The sequence below is a fragment of the Microbacterium sp. CSI-V genome (assembly GCF_001984105.1).
Lineage (GTDB): Bacteria > Actinomycetota > Actinomycetes > Actinomycetales > Microbacteriaceae > Microbacterium.
In genome coordinates, this window is record NZ_MTQM01000008.1 from 647,585 (window position 1) to 666,015 (window position 18,431).

The 18,431-nt window shown below is 71.9% G+C and carries 15 protein-coding genes; 10 read left to right on the plus strand and 5 right to left on the minus strand.

What is annotated here, in order from left to right; genetic code table 11:
- Positions 1 to 6 precede the first annotated feature (6 nt).
- The 7 genes from CSIV_RS09560 to CSIV_RS09585 all read left to right on the plus strand — a co-directional run bounded on the left by CSIV_RS09560 (position 7) and on the right by CSIV_RS09585 (position 9,067).
- Positions 7 to 1,179: an acyltransferase family protein gene (locus CSIV_RS09560; protein WP_175627591.1), complete on the plus strand. Its 1,173-nt coding sequence runs from the start codon at positions 7 to 9 to the stop codon at positions 1,177 to 1,179.
- A gap of 274 nt (positions 1,180 to 1,453) precedes the next feature.
- A complete protein-coding gene (locus CSIV_RS18380; RefSeq protein ID WP_160897622.1) occupies positions 1,454 to 1,609 on the plus strand; it encodes a hypothetical protein in 156 nt (51 codons plus the stop codon).
- Between the two features lie 153 nt (positions 1,610 to 1,762).
- The gene (locus CSIV_RS09565; RefSeq protein WP_237488910.1) at positions 1,763 to 3,292 is read left to right on the plus strand and encodes an SDR family oxidoreductase; all 1,530 of its coding nucleotides are present in this window, start codon (positions 1,763 to 1,765) and stop codon (positions 3,290 to 3,292) included.
- A 673-nt stretch (positions 3,293 to 3,965) separates the two neighbouring features.
- Positions 3,966 to 5,516: a carboxyl transferase domain-containing protein gene (locus CSIV_RS09570; protein ID WP_077051142.1), complete on the plus strand. Its 1,551-nt coding sequence runs from the start codon at positions 3,966 to 3,968 to the stop codon at positions 5,514 to 5,516.
- A gap of 5 nt (positions 5,517 to 5,521) precedes the next feature.
- The gene (locus CSIV_RS09575; protein ID WP_077051398.1) at positions 5,522 to 7,573 is read left to right on the plus strand and encodes an ATP-binding protein; all 2,052 of its coding nucleotides are present in this window, start codon (positions 5,522 to 5,524) and stop codon (positions 7,571 to 7,573) included.
- A gap of 110 nt (positions 7,574 to 7,683) precedes the next feature.
- Positions 7,684 to 8,490, plus strand: coding sequence for an HpcH/HpaI aldolase/citrate lyase family protein (locus tag CSIV_RS09580; protein ID WP_077051143.1), 807 nt, complete (start codon positions 7,684 to 7,686; stop codon positions 8,488 to 8,490).
- Between the two features lie 4 nt (positions 8,491 to 8,494).
- Entirely contained in the window at positions 8,495 to 9,067 is a 573-nt protein-coding gene (locus tag CSIV_RS09585) for a TetR/AcrR family transcriptional regulator (protein WP_238592360.1), read from the plus strand.
- 132 nt (positions 9,068 to 9,199) lie between these two features.
- Here CSIV_RS09585 and CSIV_RS09590 read toward each other — a convergent pair whose 3' ends face one another.
- The 3 genes from CSIV_RS09590 to CSIV_RS09600 all read right to left on the minus strand — a co-directional run bounded on the left by CSIV_RS09590 (position 9,200) and on the right by CSIV_RS09600 (position 12,679).
- Positions 9,200 to 9,598, minus strand: a complete 399-nt coding sequence (locus tag CSIV_RS09590) for an NUDIX hydrolase (RefSeq protein ID WP_077051144.1) — start codon at positions 9,596 to 9,598, stop codon at positions 9,200 to 9,202.
- A gap of 111 nt (positions 9,599 to 9,709) precedes the next feature.
- Complete coding sequence (locus CSIV_RS09595; protein WP_077051145.1) at positions 9,710 to 10,963, minus strand: alpha-hydroxy acid oxidase; 1,254 nt, start codon at positions 10,961 to 10,963, stop codon at positions 9,710 to 9,712.
- Positions 10,964 to 10,990: 27 nt separating this feature from the next.
- Positions 10,991 to 12,679: an L-lactate permease gene (locus CSIV_RS09600; protein WP_077051146.1), complete on the minus strand. Its 1,689-nt coding sequence runs from the start codon at positions 12,677 to 12,679 to the stop codon at positions 10,991 to 10,993.
- A gap of 120 nt (positions 12,680 to 12,799) precedes the next feature.
- Here CSIV_RS09600 and CSIV_RS09605 point away from each other — a divergent pair, with 120 nt between their 5' ends.
- On the plus strand, positions 12,800 to 13,549 hold the full coding sequence (locus CSIV_RS09605) for a FadR/GntR family transcriptional regulator (RefSeq protein ID WP_077051147.1): 750 nt from the start codon (positions 12,800 to 12,802) through the stop codon (positions 13,547 to 13,549).
- 12 nt (positions 13,550 to 13,561) lie between these two features.
- Here CSIV_RS09605 and CSIV_RS09610 read toward each other — a convergent pair whose 3' ends face one another.
- Complete coding sequence (locus tag CSIV_RS09610) at positions 13,562 to 14,056, minus strand: MarR family winged helix-turn-helix transcriptional regulator (RefSeq protein ID WP_139340663.1); 495 nt, start codon at positions 14,054 to 14,056, stop codon at positions 13,562 to 13,564.
- Positions 14,057 to 14,138: 82 nt separating this feature from the next.
- Between CSIV_RS09610 and CSIV_RS09615 the strand changes: the two genes are divergently transcribed.
- Positions 14,139 to 16,265 carry an MMPL family transporter gene (locus tag CSIV_RS09615; RefSeq protein ID WP_083735088.1) on the plus strand — a complete coding sequence of 709 codons (2,127 nt, stop codon included), beginning with the start codon at positions 14,139 to 14,141 and terminating at the stop codon, positions 16,263 to 16,265.
- 51 nt (positions 16,266 to 16,316) lie between these two features.
- On the opposite strand, the gene CSIV_RS09620 is transcribed toward CSIV_RS09615, so the two are convergent.
- Entirely contained in the window at positions 16,317 to 16,976 is a 660-nt protein-coding gene (locus CSIV_RS09620; protein WP_077051148.1) for a response regulator, read from the minus strand.
- Between the two features lie 244 nt (positions 16,977 to 17,220).
- Between CSIV_RS09620 and CSIV_RS09625 the strand changes: the two genes are divergently transcribed.
- Positions 17,221 to 18,366: a sensor histidine kinase gene (locus CSIV_RS09625; RefSeq protein ID WP_160897623.1), complete on the plus strand. Its 1,146-nt coding sequence runs from the start codon at positions 17,221 to 17,223 to the stop codon at positions 18,364 to 18,366.
- The last annotated feature ends 65 nt before the right edge of the window (positions 18,367 to 18,431 follow it).

Sequence of the window (18,431 nt, forward strand, 5' to 3'; positions counted from 1 at the left end):
AAGCCCGTGAGTGCGACGACCGCTCCCCGTGTCGACGTCCGGTCCGTGGCATCCGCTCGCCCGCCGGCGGCACGCCACCTGCCCTCGCTCACGGGGCTCCGCTGGCTGACGGCGATGCTCATCTTCGGACACCACCTCATGGCCGTGGAGTACTTCGGCGGCCGCGCCGGAGACGTCTGGGGTTTCGTGTTCGAGGCCGGGAAGACCGGCGTGACGCTGTTCTTCATCCTGTCGGGCTTCGTCCTGGCGTGGGGATACAAGCCGGCGCAGTCCGCCCGGTCGTTCTGGCTGCACCGTGCCGCCCGCATCTATCCGCTGCACGTCGTGGGAGTGATGCTGGCGGTGATCGCCGCGGCGACGCTGGTGCCCGAGATCCGCACCGACGGCGTCGCACCGCTCGGCGCGAACCTGCTCCTCCTCAGCGGCTGGGTGCCCGACTGGTGGCAGGCCGGGAACCCCGCGAGCTGGTCGCTGGTGTGCGAGGCGTTCTTCTACCTGACCTTCCCGCTCGTCATCCGCCTGGTCGCCGGGCGGTCCGCCCGCATCCTCCGGGCCGTCGCGGCGGGGGCGCTGGCGCTCGTCGCCCTGGCCCCCGCGATCGCCGCCGTCTCGCCCGTGCCGATGGCGGCGGCATCCACCCCTCTTCTTCGCCTGCCCGAGTTCGTGCTCGGCGTGGTGCTGGCGTTGCTGATGAAGCAGACCGCGTGGCGGCCGGCGCCGCTGCGGTTCGCGGTGCCTCTCGCGGTGCTCGGGTACGCCGTGTCGGAGGCGCCGGCGATTCCCGGCACCGACATCCACCCCGGCCTCGCCGTCACCGTCGGCGGCTTCGCCCTGCTCGTCGCCTCGCTCGCGTCGGCCGACGCGCACCGTTCGTCGACGTTCCTCGCCGGGCCCGTGTGGCAAGAGCTCGGGCGCCTGTCGTTCGCGTTCTACCTCGTGCACCTGCTCGTCATCGCATCCGTGTCGTCCGCGTGGCCCGACGGCCACCCCGAACTGCACTGGCCCCGCGCGATCGCGCTCGCCGCGGTGGCGTTCGCGATCTCGCTCGGCCTCGCGTGGGTGCTGCACCGCGGTGTCGAGACGCGCGCGCAGCGCGTCCTGCTGCGCTTCGACCCCGACCGGCGGGGCGCCTCTCGCCCGGCGCGTGGGGTGGATGCCGCGGTCGCGGTGGCGCGCTGACGCGGTGCGTCGGGAACAGGCGTTGCGCTGGGAACAGGCTGATTCCGCCGGTTTCGGCCTGTTTCGGTGGCATCCCCTGTTCTGGGAACGGGATGCCGGGAAGGTGGCGATGCGCGAACGTCGGTGGCGCGCTGACGCGGTGCGTCGGGAACAGGCGCCGCGCTGAGAACAGGCTGATTCCGCCGGATTCGGCCTGTTTCGGTGGCATCCCCTGTTCTGAGAACGGGATGCCGGGGCCTTTGGCCCCGCGGACCGTCACGGTTAGAGTCGCCGGATGGTGGCAATCGGGGGACTCCACGTGATCGTTCTTCTGCTGGCGTGGGCCGTCGGCATCGCCGTGATCGGCGCCGCGGTGTACTTCGCCGTCCGGCTCGCCGTGACGCACGCGCTGAAGGCGCACACGCGGTGGGTCGACAACGGCAAACCCTGACGACGGCGCCGGTACCGCGCTGAAGGCACGCGCCCCGACGGGCGCCGGCACCGCGCCGGCAGGGTTGAGTGTCCAAGACACGCGGATGCCGCGCGGTACCGTCCGCGTGTCTTGGACACCGAAATCGGGTGCGGTCGCGCACCCCGGGCGCCGATGCCCGGGACGCCTCCCAGCCGCGCCTCGGTACACTCTTCCGTGCCCGAAACACTCCCGACACCCGATCGCGAGGCCGGCCGCGTGGCATCCATCGATCCTCATGAGCTCGAGATCGCCCTGCGCGTGCTCGATGCCGCTGCCGCTCTCGACCCCGAAGATCCGGCGTACATCGCCCTGCGTCGCCAGACCGGGAAGCTCTACAAGGACGTCAAGCGGCAGTCGCGCAAAGAGAAGCGCCAGCGCATCGCCGACGCCGACAAGGCCGTCGTCGCCGCCACCGCGACCGGCGCGGCCGACCGCATCGACGACGAGACGCGCGGGATCCCGCTCGCGACCCGCGTCGAAACGCCCTTCGCCGGCGAGCTGATCAAGCCCCGCAACTGCTACATCTGCAAAGAGCTCTACACGCTCGTCGACGCGTTCTACCACCAGCTCTGCCCCGACTGCGCGGCGATGAGCCACGCCAAGCGCGACGCGCGCACCGACCTCACCGGCAAACGCGCACTCCTCACCGGTGGCCGCGCGAAGATCGGCATGTACATCGCGCTGCGCCTTCTGCGCGACGGCGCCCACACGACCATCACGACGCGCTTCCCGCGCGACGCGGTGCGACGTTTCTCGTCGCTACCCGACAGTGCGGACTGGCTGCACCGGCTGAAGATCGTCGGCATCGACCTGCGCGACCCCGCCCAGGTGATCGGACTCGCCGAGTCGGTGGCATCCGCGGGTCCGCTCGACATCCTCATCAACAACGCCGCGCAGACCGTGCGGCGCTCGCCGGGTGCGTACAAACCCCTGGTGGATGCCGAACTCGCGCCGCTCCCGGACGGACCCCTGCCCGAGCTGCTCACCTTCGGCCACACCAACGACGCGCACCCGCTCGCGCTGGCGCAGTCGGTGTCGGCGCACCCGATCCTCGCGTCGGCCGCGCGCACGGCCGACGAGCTCACCGCCGAGGCGATGGCCGCGGGGTCGTCGTCGCTCGAGCGGCTGGCCGCGGGCACCGCGATCGACGCCGGCGGCCTCGTTCCTGACGAGGACCGCATAAACAGCTGGACGCAGCACGTCGACCAGGTGGAGCCCCTCGAGATGCTCGAGGTGCAGCTGGCGAACATGACGGCGCCGTTCCTGCTCGTCAGCCGGCTGCGTCCCGCGATGGCGGCGTCGACGGCGCGGCGGAAGTACATCGTCAACGTCTCGGCGATGGAGGGCGTGTTCGGGCGCGGATACAAGGGTCCCGGACACCCGCACACCAACATGGCCAAGGCCGCGCTGAACATGCTCACGCGCACCAGCGCCCGCGAGATGTTCGAGTCCGACGGCATCCTGATGACTGCCGTCGACACCGGCTGGATCACCGACGAGCGCCCGCACTACACCAAGGTTCGCCTGGCCGAGGAGGGCTTCCACGCCCCGCTCGACCTCGTCGACGGCGCCGCCCGCGTGTACGACCCGATCGTGCGCGGCGAGGCCGGCGAAGACCTGTTCGGCATCTTCCTGAAGGACTACCGCAAGAGCTCGTGGTGACGCCGCGGCGCGGGTCGCGCCGGCGCCGCGGCTGAGTGTCCAGGACACGCCGTCGGCGGGGTTGCGGCTGCGCGCAACCTGCGGCCCAGTGTCCAAGACACGCCGTTGGCGGGGTCGGCGATGCGGCGTGTCTTGGACACTCGGGAAGCGCCGCGCCGGGGGTGCGCTGACGTTGAGTGTCCAAGACACGCGGATGCCACGGCATCCTGTCCGCGTGTTTTGGACACTGAACCGCGGCGGTGACCCGCTTCTCGGCGACCCGCCCGGCGGCGAGCGGCGCGGGCGCGGCCACGCGCGACCTGCGGCCCAGTGTCCAAGACACGCCGTTGGCGGGGGCGGCGATGCGGCGTGTCTTGGACACTCGCGGGGCGCCGCGCCGGGGGTGCGCTGACGTTGGGTGTCCAAGACACGCGGATGCCGTGGCATGCCGTCCGCGTGTTTTGGACACTGAACTGCGGCGGTGATCCGCGCTCGGCGATCCGCCCGGCGGGCGACCCACGGCTGAGTGTCCAAGACACGCCGTTGGCGGGGGCGGCGGTGCGGCGTGTCTTGGACACTCGACCGCCTTGGCGACCCGCCCCGCGGCGACCCCCCGGCCGCACCCTCGACAACTCGATTACCGAGCAGTAACCTGAATCCCGATTACCGATCGATAACCCAATGGAGGGTCGTCATGGCGCAGGACTACCGCGCGCTCGTCGAGCAGCTGCGCGAGCGGCGCGAAGACATCGCGAGAGGCGGGCCCGAGAGGGCGCGCGAGCGGCATACCGCGCGGGGCAAGATGCTCGCTCGCGACCGCATCGACGCGCTGCTCGATCGGGGGAGCCCCTTCCTCGAGGTCGCGCCACTGGCGGCGTTCGACATGTACGACGGCGACTGCCCGGCGGGGGGAGTGGTGGCCGGGATCGGCCTCGTGCACGGGCGGCACGTCATGGTCGTCGCCAACGACGCGACGGTCAAGGGCGGCACCTACTACCCGATCACGGTGAAGAAGCACCTCCGGGCGCAGGAGATCGCCGCCGAGAACCGCCTGCCGTGCGTGTACCTCGTCGACTCGGGCGGGGCGTTCCTGCCGATGCAGGACGAGGTGTTCCCCGACCGTGACCATTTCGGCCGCATCTTCTACAACCAGGCGCGGATGTCGCGCGACGGCATCCCGCAGATCGCCGCGGTGCTCGGCTCGTCCACGGCGGGCGGGGCGTACGTGCCGGCCATGAGCGACGAGACGGTCATCGTCCGCAACCAGGGCACGATCTTCCTCGGCGGGCCGCCGCTCGTGAAGGCGGCGACCGGCGAGGTCGTCAGCGCGGAAGACCTCGGCGGCGGAGCCGTCCACACCCGCGTCTCGGGAGTCACCGACCACCTTGCCGAGAACGACGCGCACGCGCTGCAGATCGTCCGCGACATCGTGGCGACCCTGCGCCCGCCGGAGTCCCGCGCAATCGAGCCGGCCCCCGCACCGGAACGCCCCGCGAGCGAGCTCGAAGACGTCGTGCCGGTCGAACTCACCGCCCCGTACGACGCGCGCGAGATCCTCACGCGGATCGTGGACGCCGACAGCATCCACGAGTTCAAGCGCGAGTACGGCGAGACCCTCGTCACCGCGTTCGCGCGCATCGAGGGGCACCGGGTCGGCGTGATCGCGAACAACGGCGTGCTGTTCGGCGAATCGGCGCTCAAGGGCGCCCACTTCATCGAGCTGTGCGACCAGCGCGGCATCCCGCTGGTGTTCCTGCAGAACATCACCGGGTTCATGGTCGGGCGCGAGTACGAGTCCGGCGGTATCGCCAAGCACGGCGCCAAGATGGTCAACGCGGTCGCCTGCGCGTCGGTGCCGAAGCTCACCGTCGTCGTCGGCGGATCGTTCGGCGCCGGCACCTACTCGATGTGCGGCCGCGCGTACTCGCCGCGATTCCTGTGGCTGTGGCCCGGCGCCCGCGTCTCGGTGATGGGCGGGCCGCAGGCGGCATCCGTCCTCTCCACCGTCCGGCGCGATCAGATCGAGGCGGGCGGCGGCGAATGGTCGGCCGACGACCAGGCCGCGTTCGAGGCACCGATCCGCGCACAGTACGAGGAGCAGGGGAGCCCCTACTACTCCACGGCCCGACTCTGGGACGACGGCATCATCGAGCCGAGCCAGACCCGCGACGTGCTCGCCCTCGCGCTCGACGTCGTCGCGCGCACCCCCCTCGACGCGCCGGGCTACGGCGTTTTCCGGATGTGATCCGCATGTTCGACACCGTCCTCATCGCCAACCGCGGCGAGATCGCCTGCCGCATCATCCGCACGCTCCGCCGACTCGGCATCCGCTCGGTCGCCGTCTACAGCGACGCGGATGCCGACGCGCGGCACGTCCACCTCGCCGACGTCGCCGTACGGCTCGGTCCCGCCCCCGCCGCCCAGAGCTACCTCGACACGGATGCCGTGCTGCGCGCCGCCCGCGACACCGGGGCGCAGGCGATCCACCCCGGGTACGGCTTCCTCGCCGAGAACGCCGCGTTCGCCCGCGCGTGCGAGGAGGCGGGCATCGCGTTCGTCGGTCCCACCGCCGACGCGATCTCGGTCATGGGCGACAAGATCACGGCCAAGCACGCCGTCGAGGCGCGCGGGGTGCCCACGGTGCCGGGCATCGCCCGGGCGGGGATGACGGATCCCGAGCTCATCGCGGCCGCACCCGAGGTGGGGTATCCGCTGCTCATCAAGCCGTCGGCCGGCGGTGGGGGCAAGGGCATGCACGTCGTCGAGGCCGAGCGGGACCTCGCGGGAGCCCTCGCGGCGGCCCGCCGAGAGGCGGCCGCGAGTTTCGGCGACGACACCCTGTTCTTCGAGCGGTACGTGCGCACGCCACGCCACATCGAGGTGCAGGTGCTCGCCGACGCCCACGGCGCGGTCGTGCACCTGGGCGAGCGCGAGTGCTCGCTGCAACGGCGACACCAGAAGGTCATCGAAGAGGCCCCGTCGCCGCTGCTCGACGCGGCCACGCGCGAGCGCATCGGCGCCGCCGCGTGCGAGACGGCCCGCAGCGTCGACTACCGCGGCGCCGGCACGGTCGAGTTCATCGTCTCGGCGGATGCGCCCGACGAGTTCTTCTTCATGGAGATGAACACGCGCCTGCAGGTCGAGCACCCCGTCACCGAGGAGATCACGGGTCTCGACCTCGTCGAGCAGCAGCTGCGGATCGCCGCCGGCGAGCCCCTGACCCTGACCCAGGATGCCGTGACCCTGACGGGCCACGCGATCGAGGCGCGCGTGTACGCCGAGGACCCGGCATCCGGATTCCTGCCGACGGGCGGACACGTCGCGCGCGTGGTGCACCCGGTCGGGGAGGGGATCCGCGTCGACACGGCGCTGGAGGACGGCCTCGACGTCTCGGTCGACTACGACCCGATGCTCGCGAAGATCATCGCGTGGGGGCCCGACCGCGAGAGTGCGCGGCGACGGCTCGTCGCGGCGCTCGGCGAGACGGCGGTGTTCGGGTTCGCGACGAACGTCGATTTCGTCCGGCGGCTGCTCGAGGTGCCCGCGGTCGTCGCGGGCGACCTCGACACCGGGCTGATCGCGCGGGAGTTCGACCGGATGCCGCTCGCCGCCCCGCACGACGACGACTTCCGTGCGGCCGCGGTACTCCTGGATGCCGCGACGCGATCGGCATCCCTCGCCGCGGGCGCGTGGGGCCGCGGCGACGGCTGGCGGCTCGGGTCGCCCGCGCCGCGGCGCCATCGGCTGGCGTCCGCCGGGGTGGAGCGGATCGTCACCGTGCGCGGGGCCGGAGCCGCGCTGTCGGTCGACGTCGACGGCGAGGTCCTGCCCGCCCGGGTGCGGACGTCGGGCGACGGCACGGCGACGGTCGACCTGGGTGGTCGCGTGCACACCTTCGCGGCCACGGTCGACGCCGCGGGCGTGTGGGTCGCCCGCGAGGGCGCGGTGCTGCGTATCGACACCGTGCGCGAGAGCCATCGCGCCGACGCCACCGCGGATGCCGACCCGCAGCTCGTGTCGCCGATGCCCGGCACCGTGGTGATGGTGCACGTCGCCGACGGCGCGACCGTGGAAGCGGGCGACCCCGTGCTGGCGGTCGAGGCGATGAAGATGGAGCACGTGGTGCGGTCGAGCGTGGCGGGGACGGTCGCGCTGCACGCGCGGGTCGGCGACGTCGTCTCGCGCGGGCAGGCGCTCGCCGTGGTCGCGCCCGCCCCCGCCGTCGGTGCCCCCGCGCCGCCCGCCCCGGCCTCCGCGCGGCCCGCGGCACCCGCGCCGCCCGCCCCCGCCGCGTCGCCCTGAGCGTTGAGTGTCCAAGACACGCGGATGCCGACGCGACCCATCGGCGTGTCTTGGACACTGAACCCGCCGACACGACGACCCCGAGACGACACGAACCGAAAGGTGCCCTCATGAACGGCCCCGCGCTGCTCTTCTGCCCCGCCGATCGCCCCGACCGGTACGCGAAGGCGGCGGCCGCCGCCGACACCGTGATCCTCGATCTGGAGGATGCCGTCGCACCGGCCGACAAGGCCCGGGCGCGCGAGGCGCTCGCCGCGACGCCGCTCGACCCGGGGCGCACGATCGTGCGGGTGAACCCCGCGTCCACGGGTGCGCATGCGCTCGATCTCGACGCCGCACGCGCGGCCGGGTACACCCGCGTGATGCTCGCCAAGGCGGAGTCGGCCGCCGACGTCGAGGCGACGGCGGCCTTCGAGGTCGTCGCGCTGTGCGAGACCGCGCGGGGCATCGTGCACGCCGCCGAGATCGCGGCGCATCCCGCGACCGTCGCCCTCATGTGGGGCGCCGAAGACCTGATCGCGAACATGAACGGGCGCTCCAGCCGCTTCGCCGACGGGCGGTACCGCGATGTGGCGCGGGCCGCGCGCTCGTCGGTGCTGCTCGCCGCGCACGCCTTCGGCCGCGCCGCGATCGACGCCGTGCACCTCGACATCGCCGACGTCGAGGGGCTCCGCGCGGAGTGCGAGGATGCCGCGGCCTCGGGTTTCACCGCGACGGCGTGCATCCACCCGAGCCAGGTCGGCGTCATCCGGGCCGCTTATGCGAGCACCGACGAGGAGCGGGAGTGGGCGCGGGCGGTCCTGGAAGAGGCGCAGGGGCAGCCGGGGGTGTTCCGATTCCGCGGACGGATGATCGACGAGCCCGTCCTCCGTCAGGCGCGTGAGATGCTGCGCGGAGCAGATCCGCGAGAGGAGTGACGCCGTGACCGCGACCTGGAGGGCGACGCAGAAGGCCAACCGCCGCGCCTCGCTGATGCGCTCGGCCGCGCAGTTGTTCGCGGAGCGCGGGTTCGCCGCGGTGTCGACCGTCGAGCTGGGCGACGCCGTCGGGATGAGCGGTCCGGCGCTGTACAACTACTTCCCGAGCAAGGAGGCTCTCCTCGCGGAGGTGCTGATCGACGCCAGCCGGCGGCTGCTGGAGGGATGCCGCGAGCTCGTCGCCGAGCCCGGAGCGCCGGTCCAGCTGCTCCGGCGTCTGGTGCGGTTCCACCTCGACTTCGCCACGGCCGACCCCGACGTCATCCGCATCCAGGATCGCGAGCTGGCGCAGCTGCCGAGCGACGTCAACCACACGGTGCGGAGCCTGCAGCGTCAGTACGTGCAGGAGTGGGACGTCGTGCTGGCATCCGTTCGCCCCGAACTCGACGCCGCCGAGCGTCAGACCCGTCTTCTCGGAACCTTCGGGCTGCTCAACTCGACGCCGCACAGCGCGGTGGCCGCGGATGCGTCCGACATCCTCGCCGGCATGGCGCTGCGCGCCCTCACCGGCCCCTGACGGGCGCCCGCCCAGCGCCAGATCACACGATCCGGTCGAGCGCACACGTTCCGGGTGTCCCGTTCGTGTGCGCTCGACCCGATCGTGTGCGCTCGCGCCTCACGCGCTCGCGCCTCGCCACGCGCGCGCGGCTCACGCCGGCAGGAAGTACTCCCGCGCGAGCGGGGCGATCTGGAGACCGGATGCCGTCGCGGCGGTGACCCAGCGGAGCTCGGCGATCTCGGCATCCGGGATCGGCTGCTGGTCGCCGATGTCGACGCGGAACACGTCGGCGACCACCGCGAAGCCGGGTTCGTTCGCCGCCGTCGCGGTGAAGGAGCCGAGCGGCTCGAGGGTGTCCGGCTCGACCCGGAGCCCCACCTCTTCCGCGAGTTCGCGCGCGAGGGTTTCGGCGGGCGTCTCGCCGGGCTCCGGCTTGCCGCCGGGCTGCATGAACGCGGTCGTCCCGGCCTTGCGGACGAGCAGCAGACGCCCGTCGCCGTCGGTGATGACCGCGGCCGAGACGTGGATGAGGCGCGGGGTCGGAGTCACCCCCGCACGGTAGCACCGGCTCGCGGGCTGTCGAGTGTCCAAGACACGCCGTCGGCGGGGCGTGCGGTACGGCGTGTCTTGGACACTCGCCGGGACGTCGGGGCGCGCGGGTCAGACCCGGGCGGTCGCCCGGCGCGGGACGAGGCGCTCGAGCTGCGTCACGTGCGCGGGCGTGAGCTCGGCGAGCGAGGTCACCTGTAGCAGCTGCATCGTGCGGACGACCTGGTCGGCGAGGATCTGGACCGCCCGGTCGACGCCCTCTCGGCCCCCGGCCATCAGCCCGTAGAGGTATGCGCGGCCGATGAGCGTGAACTTCGCTCCCTGGGCGATGGATGCCACGATGTCGGCGCCGCTCATGATGCCGGTGTCGATCGCGATCTCGGTGTCGGCGCCGACCTCGCGCACCACCTCGGGCAGCAGGTGGAACGGCACGGGGGCACGGTCGAGCTGGCGTCCGCCGTGGTTGGACAGGACGATGCCGTCCACGCCCAGGTCGGCGAGGCGCCGGGAGTCCTCGACGTTCTGCACGCCCTTGATGACGAGCTTGCCGGGCCACAGCGCCCGGATCTCGGCGAGGTCGTCGAACGAGATCGAGGGGTCCATGGCGGAGTTCAGCAGCTCGCCGACGGTGCCGCCGGTGGCGCTGAGCGAGGCGAACTCGAGCTTGGGCGTGGTGAGGAAGTCCCACCACCACCAGGGGCGGGGGAGCGCGTCGATGATCGTCGACACGCTCAGCTGCGGCGGGATCGAGAAGCCGTTGCGCTTGTCGCGCAGACGGGCACCCGCGACGGGGGTGTCGACGGTGAAGAACAGCGTGTCGAAGCCCGCTGCCGCGGCGCGCTCGACCAGCGCGTACGAGATCTCGCGCTGCTTCATGACGTACAGCTGGAACCAGTTGCGTCCCTGCGGGTTGGCCGCCTTGACCGACTCGATCGAGCTCGTGCCCAGCGTGGAGAGGGTGAACGGGATGCCGGCGGCCCCCGCAGCGCCGGCGCCGGCGATCTCGCCCTCGGTCTGCATGAGGCGCGTGAACCCGGTGGGGGCGATTCCGAACGGCAGGGCCGACGAGCCGCCGAAGATCTGGCAGCTCGTGTCGACGTGCGACACGTCGCGCAGGATCGACGGGTGGAACTCCACGTCGGCGAAGGCCTGGCGGGCGCGGGCGAGGCCCTCTTCGCTGTCCGCGGCGCCGTCGGTGTAGTCGAACGCGGCGGCCGGCGTGCGACGCTTCGCGATGTCGCGGAGGTCGGCGATCGTCAGGGCGGAGTTCAGTCGGCGGCGGCGTCCGTTGAAGTCGGGGCGCTTGAACTGCATCAGCTCGAGCAGCTCGACCGGGTTGGGGAACTGGCGTGTCACGGCGGACATGGCGTGCCTTTCGAGAGGGGGAGGAGGTTACGGGAGCATCCAGGACAGGACCGACGACTGCAGTCCCACGAGCAGGCACATCACGACGAGCATGCCGACGCTCCACCAGATGACCTTGCGCAGGATCGTGGACTCCTGACCCACGAGGCCGACGGCGGTCGCGGCGATGGCGAGGTTCTGCGGGCTGATCATCTTGCCGATGACACCGCCGGAGGTGTTCGCGGCGACCAGCAGCGTCGGGTCGATACCGGCCTGCAGGGCGGCGCTCTGCTGCAGGGTGGCGAACAGGGCGTTGGCGCTCGTGTCGGAGCCGGTCACGGCGGTGCCGAACCAGCCGAGGATCGGGGAGAGGAAGGCGAAGAGCGCGCCCGTGCCGGCGATCCAGGCGCCGATCGTGAGCGTCATGCCCGACATGTTCATGACGTAGGCGAGCGCGAGCACCGAGCCGACGGTCAGCAGTGAGAAGCGGAGCTTCACGAGCGTCTGGATCCAGGCGCGACCCGCCTCCCGCAGCGGCAGGCGGTAGACGAGCGCGACGACGATGCCGCACAGGATCAGCAGGCTTCCGGCGGACGACAGCCACGCGAACGTGTAGACGGTGGAGCCGGCGGCCTTGCCGCTCGCGGTCAGGATGTTGCCGTCCAGGCCGGGCCACGGGATCTTCACGTCGGTCGAGGCGAGGAACGTCTTCACGGGCGTCCACAGCTTCGCCAGCGAGAACACGACGATCACCAGCAGGTAGGGGAACAGCGCCAGGAACACCGTGCGGGGCGTGAGCCGCGGACGCGCGGCCGGGGTCTCGGCATCCGTCGTCCCGGCCCCTCCGCCCGAGCCGGGGACGCTCGCTCCGACGAGGCTCGTCGCGCGCTCCTTGAGCAGGCGCTCGCGGGCGGCCGCGGTGCCGCGGGGCTGCCAGAAGCGCAGCAGCACGACGGCGGCGGCGATTCCGGCGAGGGATGCCACGATGTCGGTCAGCTCGACCGAGATCCAGGTGGCGCTGACCCACTGGGCGACGGCGAAGACCGCACCGAACGTGAGGGCGGCGGGCCAGGTCTCCTTGAGCCCCCGCCAGCCGTCGGCCAGCAGCACGAGGATGAAGGGCACGAACAGCGCCACGAGCGGGGTCTGGTGGCCGACGTACGCGCCGATCTCGCGGTAGTCGATTCCGGTGAGGCTCCCCGCGGTGACGATCGGTGTGCCGACGGCGCCGAAGGCCACCGGGGCGGTGTTGGCCAGCAGCACGATGACGGCCGCACGCATCGGGGTGAAGCCCACCGCCATGAGCATGACGCCCGTGATGGCGACCGGTGCGCCGAAGCCGGCGAGCGCCTCCAGGAGTCCGCCGAAGCCGAACGCGATGATGATCGCCTGGATGCGGGGGTCGTCGCTGAGGGCGTTGATGACCAGGCGGAGATCCTCGAACCGGCCGCTGCGCACCGTGAGCTCGTACAGCCAGATGGCGTTGAGCACGATCCACATGATCGGGAAGAGGCCGAAGACGAAGCCCTGCGTCGCGGAGAGCGCGGCGAGGTCGACCGGCATCCGGAAACCGAACACCGCCACCAGCAGCGCGACGCCGAGGCCGGACAGGCCGGCCCAGTGCGCCTTCCACCGCAACACGCCGAGGGCGAGGAACACCGTGAGGAACGGGAGGCTCGCCACGAGAGCCGAGAGAACGATGCTGGCGCCGATCGGCGCGAGTTCGGGGGTGTACATCGGGGCCTTCCTTCGAACGACGTTGTTGCGAAGCGCCAACCTTTTAGAGGTCAGACCGCTAACGCAAGGTAACGGCTGGACCGATACGCTGTCAACACCCACTCCCGAAGGCGGCAGGTCATGGCATCCGTTCCCGACGTCGAGGACGCTGCAGGCGACCTCTGGCTCCCGGTCCGCAAAGCTCGCGCCCACGAGTTGGTGATCGAGGTCATCGAGGACCGCATCCTCTCCGGCGCCCTCAAGGTCGGGGACGCCCTCCCGCCCGAGCGCGAGCTCGCCGCGAACCTCGAGGTCAGTCGCGCCGGTGTGCGTGAGGCCGTTCGGGTGCTCGAGAGTCAGGGCGTGCTGCGCTCGCAGCCCGGCGCCGGTGCCGCCGCGGGAACCTTCGTCGCGGCCCTCCCGCGCGAGGCGCTCACCCGCTTCCTGCGTCTGCACGTGGCGCTGTCGAACTTCACCATCCACGACGTCACGGAGGCCCGCATCGTTCTCGAGCGCGCCTCCGCTGCCTCGGCCGCGCGCGACCTCCACGCCGCCGCCCGTGCCGAGATCGAGGCCGCGCTCGCCGCGGGCGAGGCCGCGATCGGCGCCCGCGGAGCGTTCAACGAGGCCGACACGCGATTCCATCTGGCGATCGCCGATGCCTCCGGCAGCAGTCTCTCCGCCGCGCTGACGGGGGCGATCCGCGAGGCCGTGCGCGTCCCGCTGCTGCACGCGATCGAGCGCAACGCCGACTGGGGTGACCAGTCGGCGCTGCTGCAGCGCGAGCACCGCGCCATCGCCGAGGCGATCTTCGACGGCGACGCGGAACGTGCCGCGAGCCTCACCGAGGCGCACATCCGCCGGGCGACCTCGGTGCTGTTCGAGGCGTAGTCGCCCGGACCCCTACCGCGGCCGGGCGGTACCGTCGTCGACGGGCACGCCGTAGGAGGCCACCACGCGCTCGAGGTAGCGGGCGATGACCGCCTGTTCGTCTTCGCTGAAGTCGTCGAGCACGGCATCCACCGAGGCGATCATGGGCGCGAGGTGGCTCATCGCGCGGTGGACCGACGCTTCGGTCGGCACGACCAGCAGGCTGCGACGATCGGTGGGGTGGGGCGCGCGGGTGACGTGGCCGAGGGCGACGAGACGGTCGATCGCCGCGGTCGTCGCGGCGGTGGTGAGGTCGAGGCGGCGGGAGAGCTCGCCGGGCGAGAGCGGGCCCGACATCACGAGGTGCCCCATGGCGTCGAGGCCGGTGGGGTTGACGGAGAGCTCGTGCTGCAGCGACTTCTCGAACTCGGTGCCGGCGCTGAAGAGGGCGCGCACCAGCGCGGTCGCGGGCCGCACGGGAGGGAACCCCGGACCGGCGGGGGCCGTGGAAGATTCCGTCGCTTCCATGAGTGGCATCCTACGTCGAAATTACGCTACCTTTCTCGTATCTCGATTTTCGAGATACTTCAAAACCTAGCGAAAGACGACGATGAACGGCTTCCTGCGTTTCCTCACCTCGGCCCGCACGTCCTGGATCGTGCTGGTCGTCGCGTTCGCCGGCGTCGCCGCTCTCTTCGCGCTCGGTTCCGGCTCCTCGTCCGAGACGGCACCGGGTTCAGGGCTCCCCGACTCGGCTGAGTCGGTCCAGGTGCAGAAGATCCTCGACACCTTCCCGGATGCCGACACCACCTCGGCCCTGCTCGTGTTCGCGTCCGACGACGGCGAGGCCCTTCCCGCCGACACCGTCGCCGCGATCCAGCAGAAGGCGTTCGGCGACCTCGTCGACCTCACCCCCGACGGGTTCATCCCGCCCGCCCAGGTGTCCGAGGACGGCACCGTCGCGCTGCTGGTCGTGCCGCTCACTCCCGAAGAAGACGTCGCCGCCCAAAGCGAGCGCGCCGACGAGATCCGCATCCTCGCCGCCGACGGCCTCACCGGCGTGAACACCTACCTCACCGGTCCCGAGGGCTTCGAGGTCGACATCGCGGCGGTCTTCGACGGCGCCGACTTCACGCTGCTGCTGACCACCGTGATCGTCGTCGCGGTCCTCCTGCTGATCACGTACCGCAGCCCCTGGCTGTGGCTCGTCCCGCTCGTCGTCATCGGCACCGCCGACGCGTCCGCCGGCATCGTCGCCCGCCGCGTCGCCGCGCTCGCCGGGGTGCAGTTGGATGCCTCGGTCACCGGCATCCTGTCCGTCCTTGTCTTCGGCGCGGGAACGAACTACGCCCTGCTGCTCATCGCCCGATACCGCGACGAGCTGCGCCTGGCCGAAGACCGCCGCGAAGCCATGCGTCGGGCGGTCCGGGGAGCCGGGCCCGCGATCATCGCGAGCGGGTCGACGGTCGCGCTGGCCCTGGCCACCCTGCTCCTGGGTGAGCTGTCGGGCAACCGTGCGCTCGGGCTCGCCTGCGCCGTGGGCGTCATCGTCGCGATGGCGTTCGCCCTCATCGTGCTGCCCGCCGCCCTCGTGCTGTTCGGTCGCTGGTTGTTCTGGCCGTACGTCCCGCGCTTCGGCTCGCCCGACGCGATCGCCCGCAGCCCGTGGGGCAAGCTCGGCCGCGGCGTCTCCAAGCGCCCCGTGGTGGTCGCCCTCACCGGTGCCGTCGTGCTCGGAGCCCTGGCCAGCGGCCTGTTCTTCGTGCAGACGGGGCTGTCGCAGAACGACCGCTTCCTGCAGAAGCCCGACGCCGTGAAGGGCCAGGAGGTGCTCGCGGAGGCGTTCTCGGCGGGGGCGACGTCGCCCGCGACGGTCGTGGCCCCGGTGGCCGACGCCGACGCCGTCCTCGAGGCGGCCGGGAGCATCGAAGGGGTCGACTCCGCCCGTCTCGTCGAGGAGACGAGCGACTGGGCGCGCATCGACGTCACCCTGAACGCGTCCGCCGAGACGCCCGAGGCGTTCGCCACGATCGAGCGGCTGCGCGCCGACCTCGACGGGGTCGGCAGCGGCCAGACGCTCGTGGGCGGTCTCGACGCCCAGGCTCTCGACGTCGCCGGTGCGCAGCAGCGGGATCAGAACCTGATCATTCCGCTCATCCTCGTGCTCGTGTTCATCGTGCTCGTGATCCTGCTGCGGGCGCTCCTCGCGCCCGTGCTGCTGCTCATCGCCGTGGTGGCGAGCTTCTTCTCGGCCGTGGGCGCCGCATGGTGGCTCTTCCAGACCCCGCTGTTCGGCTTCCCCGCCATCGACACGAACGTGCTGCTGTTCAGCTTCCTGTTCCTGGTGGCACTGGGCGTGGACTACAGCATCTTCCTCGTCACCCGGGCGCAGGAGGAGACGCGCACACTGGGCACCACGAACGGCATGATCCGCGCGCTCGCCGCGACCGGTGCGGTCATCACGAGCGCCGGCATCCTGCTCGCCGCCGTGTTCGCCGTGCTCGGGGTGCTGCCGCTCATCACCCTCACCCAGATCGGCGTGATCGTCTGCATCGGCGTGCTCATCGATACGCTCCTCGTGCGCACGGTCATCGTCCCCGCCATGGCGTTCATCGCGGGCGACCGGTTCTGGTGGCCGCGGAAGCCCAAGGTGACGGATGCCGAGGCCGCCGCCCACGCCGAGCCCGAGATCCCGCAGACCCGCGCCGAGCGCCGGAAGCGCGAAACGGTCTCCTAGACCTCCGGGCCGGGGGATGCCCCAGATACCTCCCGGCCCGGAGCCCCGCCGTCAGGTGAAGGCGATCAGCCCCGCGCGGGCGGCCGCGACGATGATCTGGACGCGGTCCCGGACGCCCCACTTGGTCATGATGCGGCCGAGGTAGGCCTTGACCGTCCCCTCCGACACGATCAGCTCCGCGGCGATCTCGGCATTGGACATTCCGCGTGCCAGGCACCGCAGGATGTCGCCCTCGCGGTCCGTCAGCGGTTCCAGGTCGGGTGAGGCGGCCGACGCCGGACGCTCGCGCTCTCGCACGTGCTCGACCAGCAGGGCGGCGATCCGGGGGGAGAGGGACGTCGTGCCCTCGTGCACGCGGCGCACACCCGCGACGATCTCCTCGGCGGGCGAGTCCTTCAGCAGGTAGCCGGAGGCGCCCGCGTGCAGCATCGGCAGGACGGTGTCGACCGTGTCGAAGGTCGTCACGGCGAGAACGCGCACGTCGGGCCAGCGCTGCGCGATCTGCGCGGTCGCGTCGATGCCGTCCATGCGCGGCATCCGCACGTCCATGAGGACGACGTCCGGTCGATGGCGACCGACCTGGTCGAGCGCGTCGCGGCCGTCGCCCGCCTCGGCGACCACGGTGGTGCCCTCCTCGCGGGTGAGGAAGTGGGCGAGGGCCGACCGCACCAGCGGGTCGTCGTCGACGAGGAGCACGCGGATCTCGGCCATGCCGCGAGCCTACCCAGCAGCCTCCCTGGACCTTCGGCCAGAGATGTGGTCGAAGGTCCACTGCGCCCGCGCACGGCCGCCGGAGATCCTCGGACCGGGGCAACGACCGGGAACACGAGGGAAACCGCATGATGATGATTCGGTCCGGAATCTGGACTGCGCTCTGCCGTCTGCTTGGCCTCTGTTCCTGACGCGTGCCCCCGGGTTTCGGGTACCACGGGGGCACGCGAGTCACAATGGAGCGGTGTCCGCAGGCGCCCACGTGACCGCACCACGGGATCGCTCGTGGCTGCGGAAGACCACCCCGTTGACGCGCGTCGAGAAGACGGCGTTCGTCGTCCTGCTGCTCGCCGCCGTCGCGCTGAGCGTGATCTCGATGGTCACCGACGGCGGGGGCGACACCACCGACGGGCTGTTCGAGCTCGTCGTCACGGCACTGTTCGCGCTCTATCTCTGGTCGGCGGCCGCCGGCACCGCGTCGCTCGGGGCGGCCCTGGTGCTGTCCTTCCCGGCGGGGCTGTCGCACCCGACGTTCCTCGCGTTCGCGATCGCCGCGCTGTGCGTGGTCCGGCTCGGCACCGGGGCTCTCGTCCTCGGGTATTCCGCCACGCTCGTCGTCGCCGCCGTCGCGGTCGCCCGCCAACCGGCATCCGGGCCCTCGACGGCCGTCGGGTTCGTCGTGGTGGCGATCGTGCTGGGCGGGATCGGGCTGCTCCTGCGCGGGGCCCAAGCCCGCGGTGAGCAGCTCGGCGCGCAGCTGGTGCGGTCCCGCGAACGCGAGCAGGCGGCGGCGGCTCTCGAGCGACGCAGGCTCGCGGGAGACCTGCACGACGGGATCGCCCACGACCTGACGGTCATCGCCCTGCACGCGCAGCTCTTGGACGACCCCGACGCCACCGTGCGGCAGACGGCGCAATCCACGATCGGCGTCACCGCGCGGAACGCGCTCGGCGACCTGCGCTACCTCATCGAGATCGCCGCGGACGAGGAGTCCCCGACGCCCGGGTTCGCGTCCGACCCCGCGGCCGCGGTTCGGGAGGCCGCGGACACCCTCACGGCAGCCGGCTACCGGGTCGACGTCCACGCCGCGCCCCTGCCCCGGGCGCCCCGCCGGGTCGGCGTCGTCTTCGCCCGCGTGCTGCGCGAGTCCCTGACGAACGTGCTGAAGCACGCCGCACCCGGCACGGTCGTGCTGACGGTACGGGCGGACGAGACCCACGCCGAACTCACCGTCCGCAACGCGCTCCCCGCCGTGCGGCGGGAGGACATCCCCTCCGCGGGAACGGGCGTCGCGCGGATGGCCGGGCTCGTGCGAGAAGTGGGCGGCGACCTGCGCGCCGGGCGCGAGGCCGATGACTGGGTCGTCGTGGCGCGGGTACCGCTGGGCTGACGCCCGCGCCGTCACGGATCCCGGCCGCGCGGGCTGGCGGGAGGTCCAGCCGGGTGTGGCCGGAG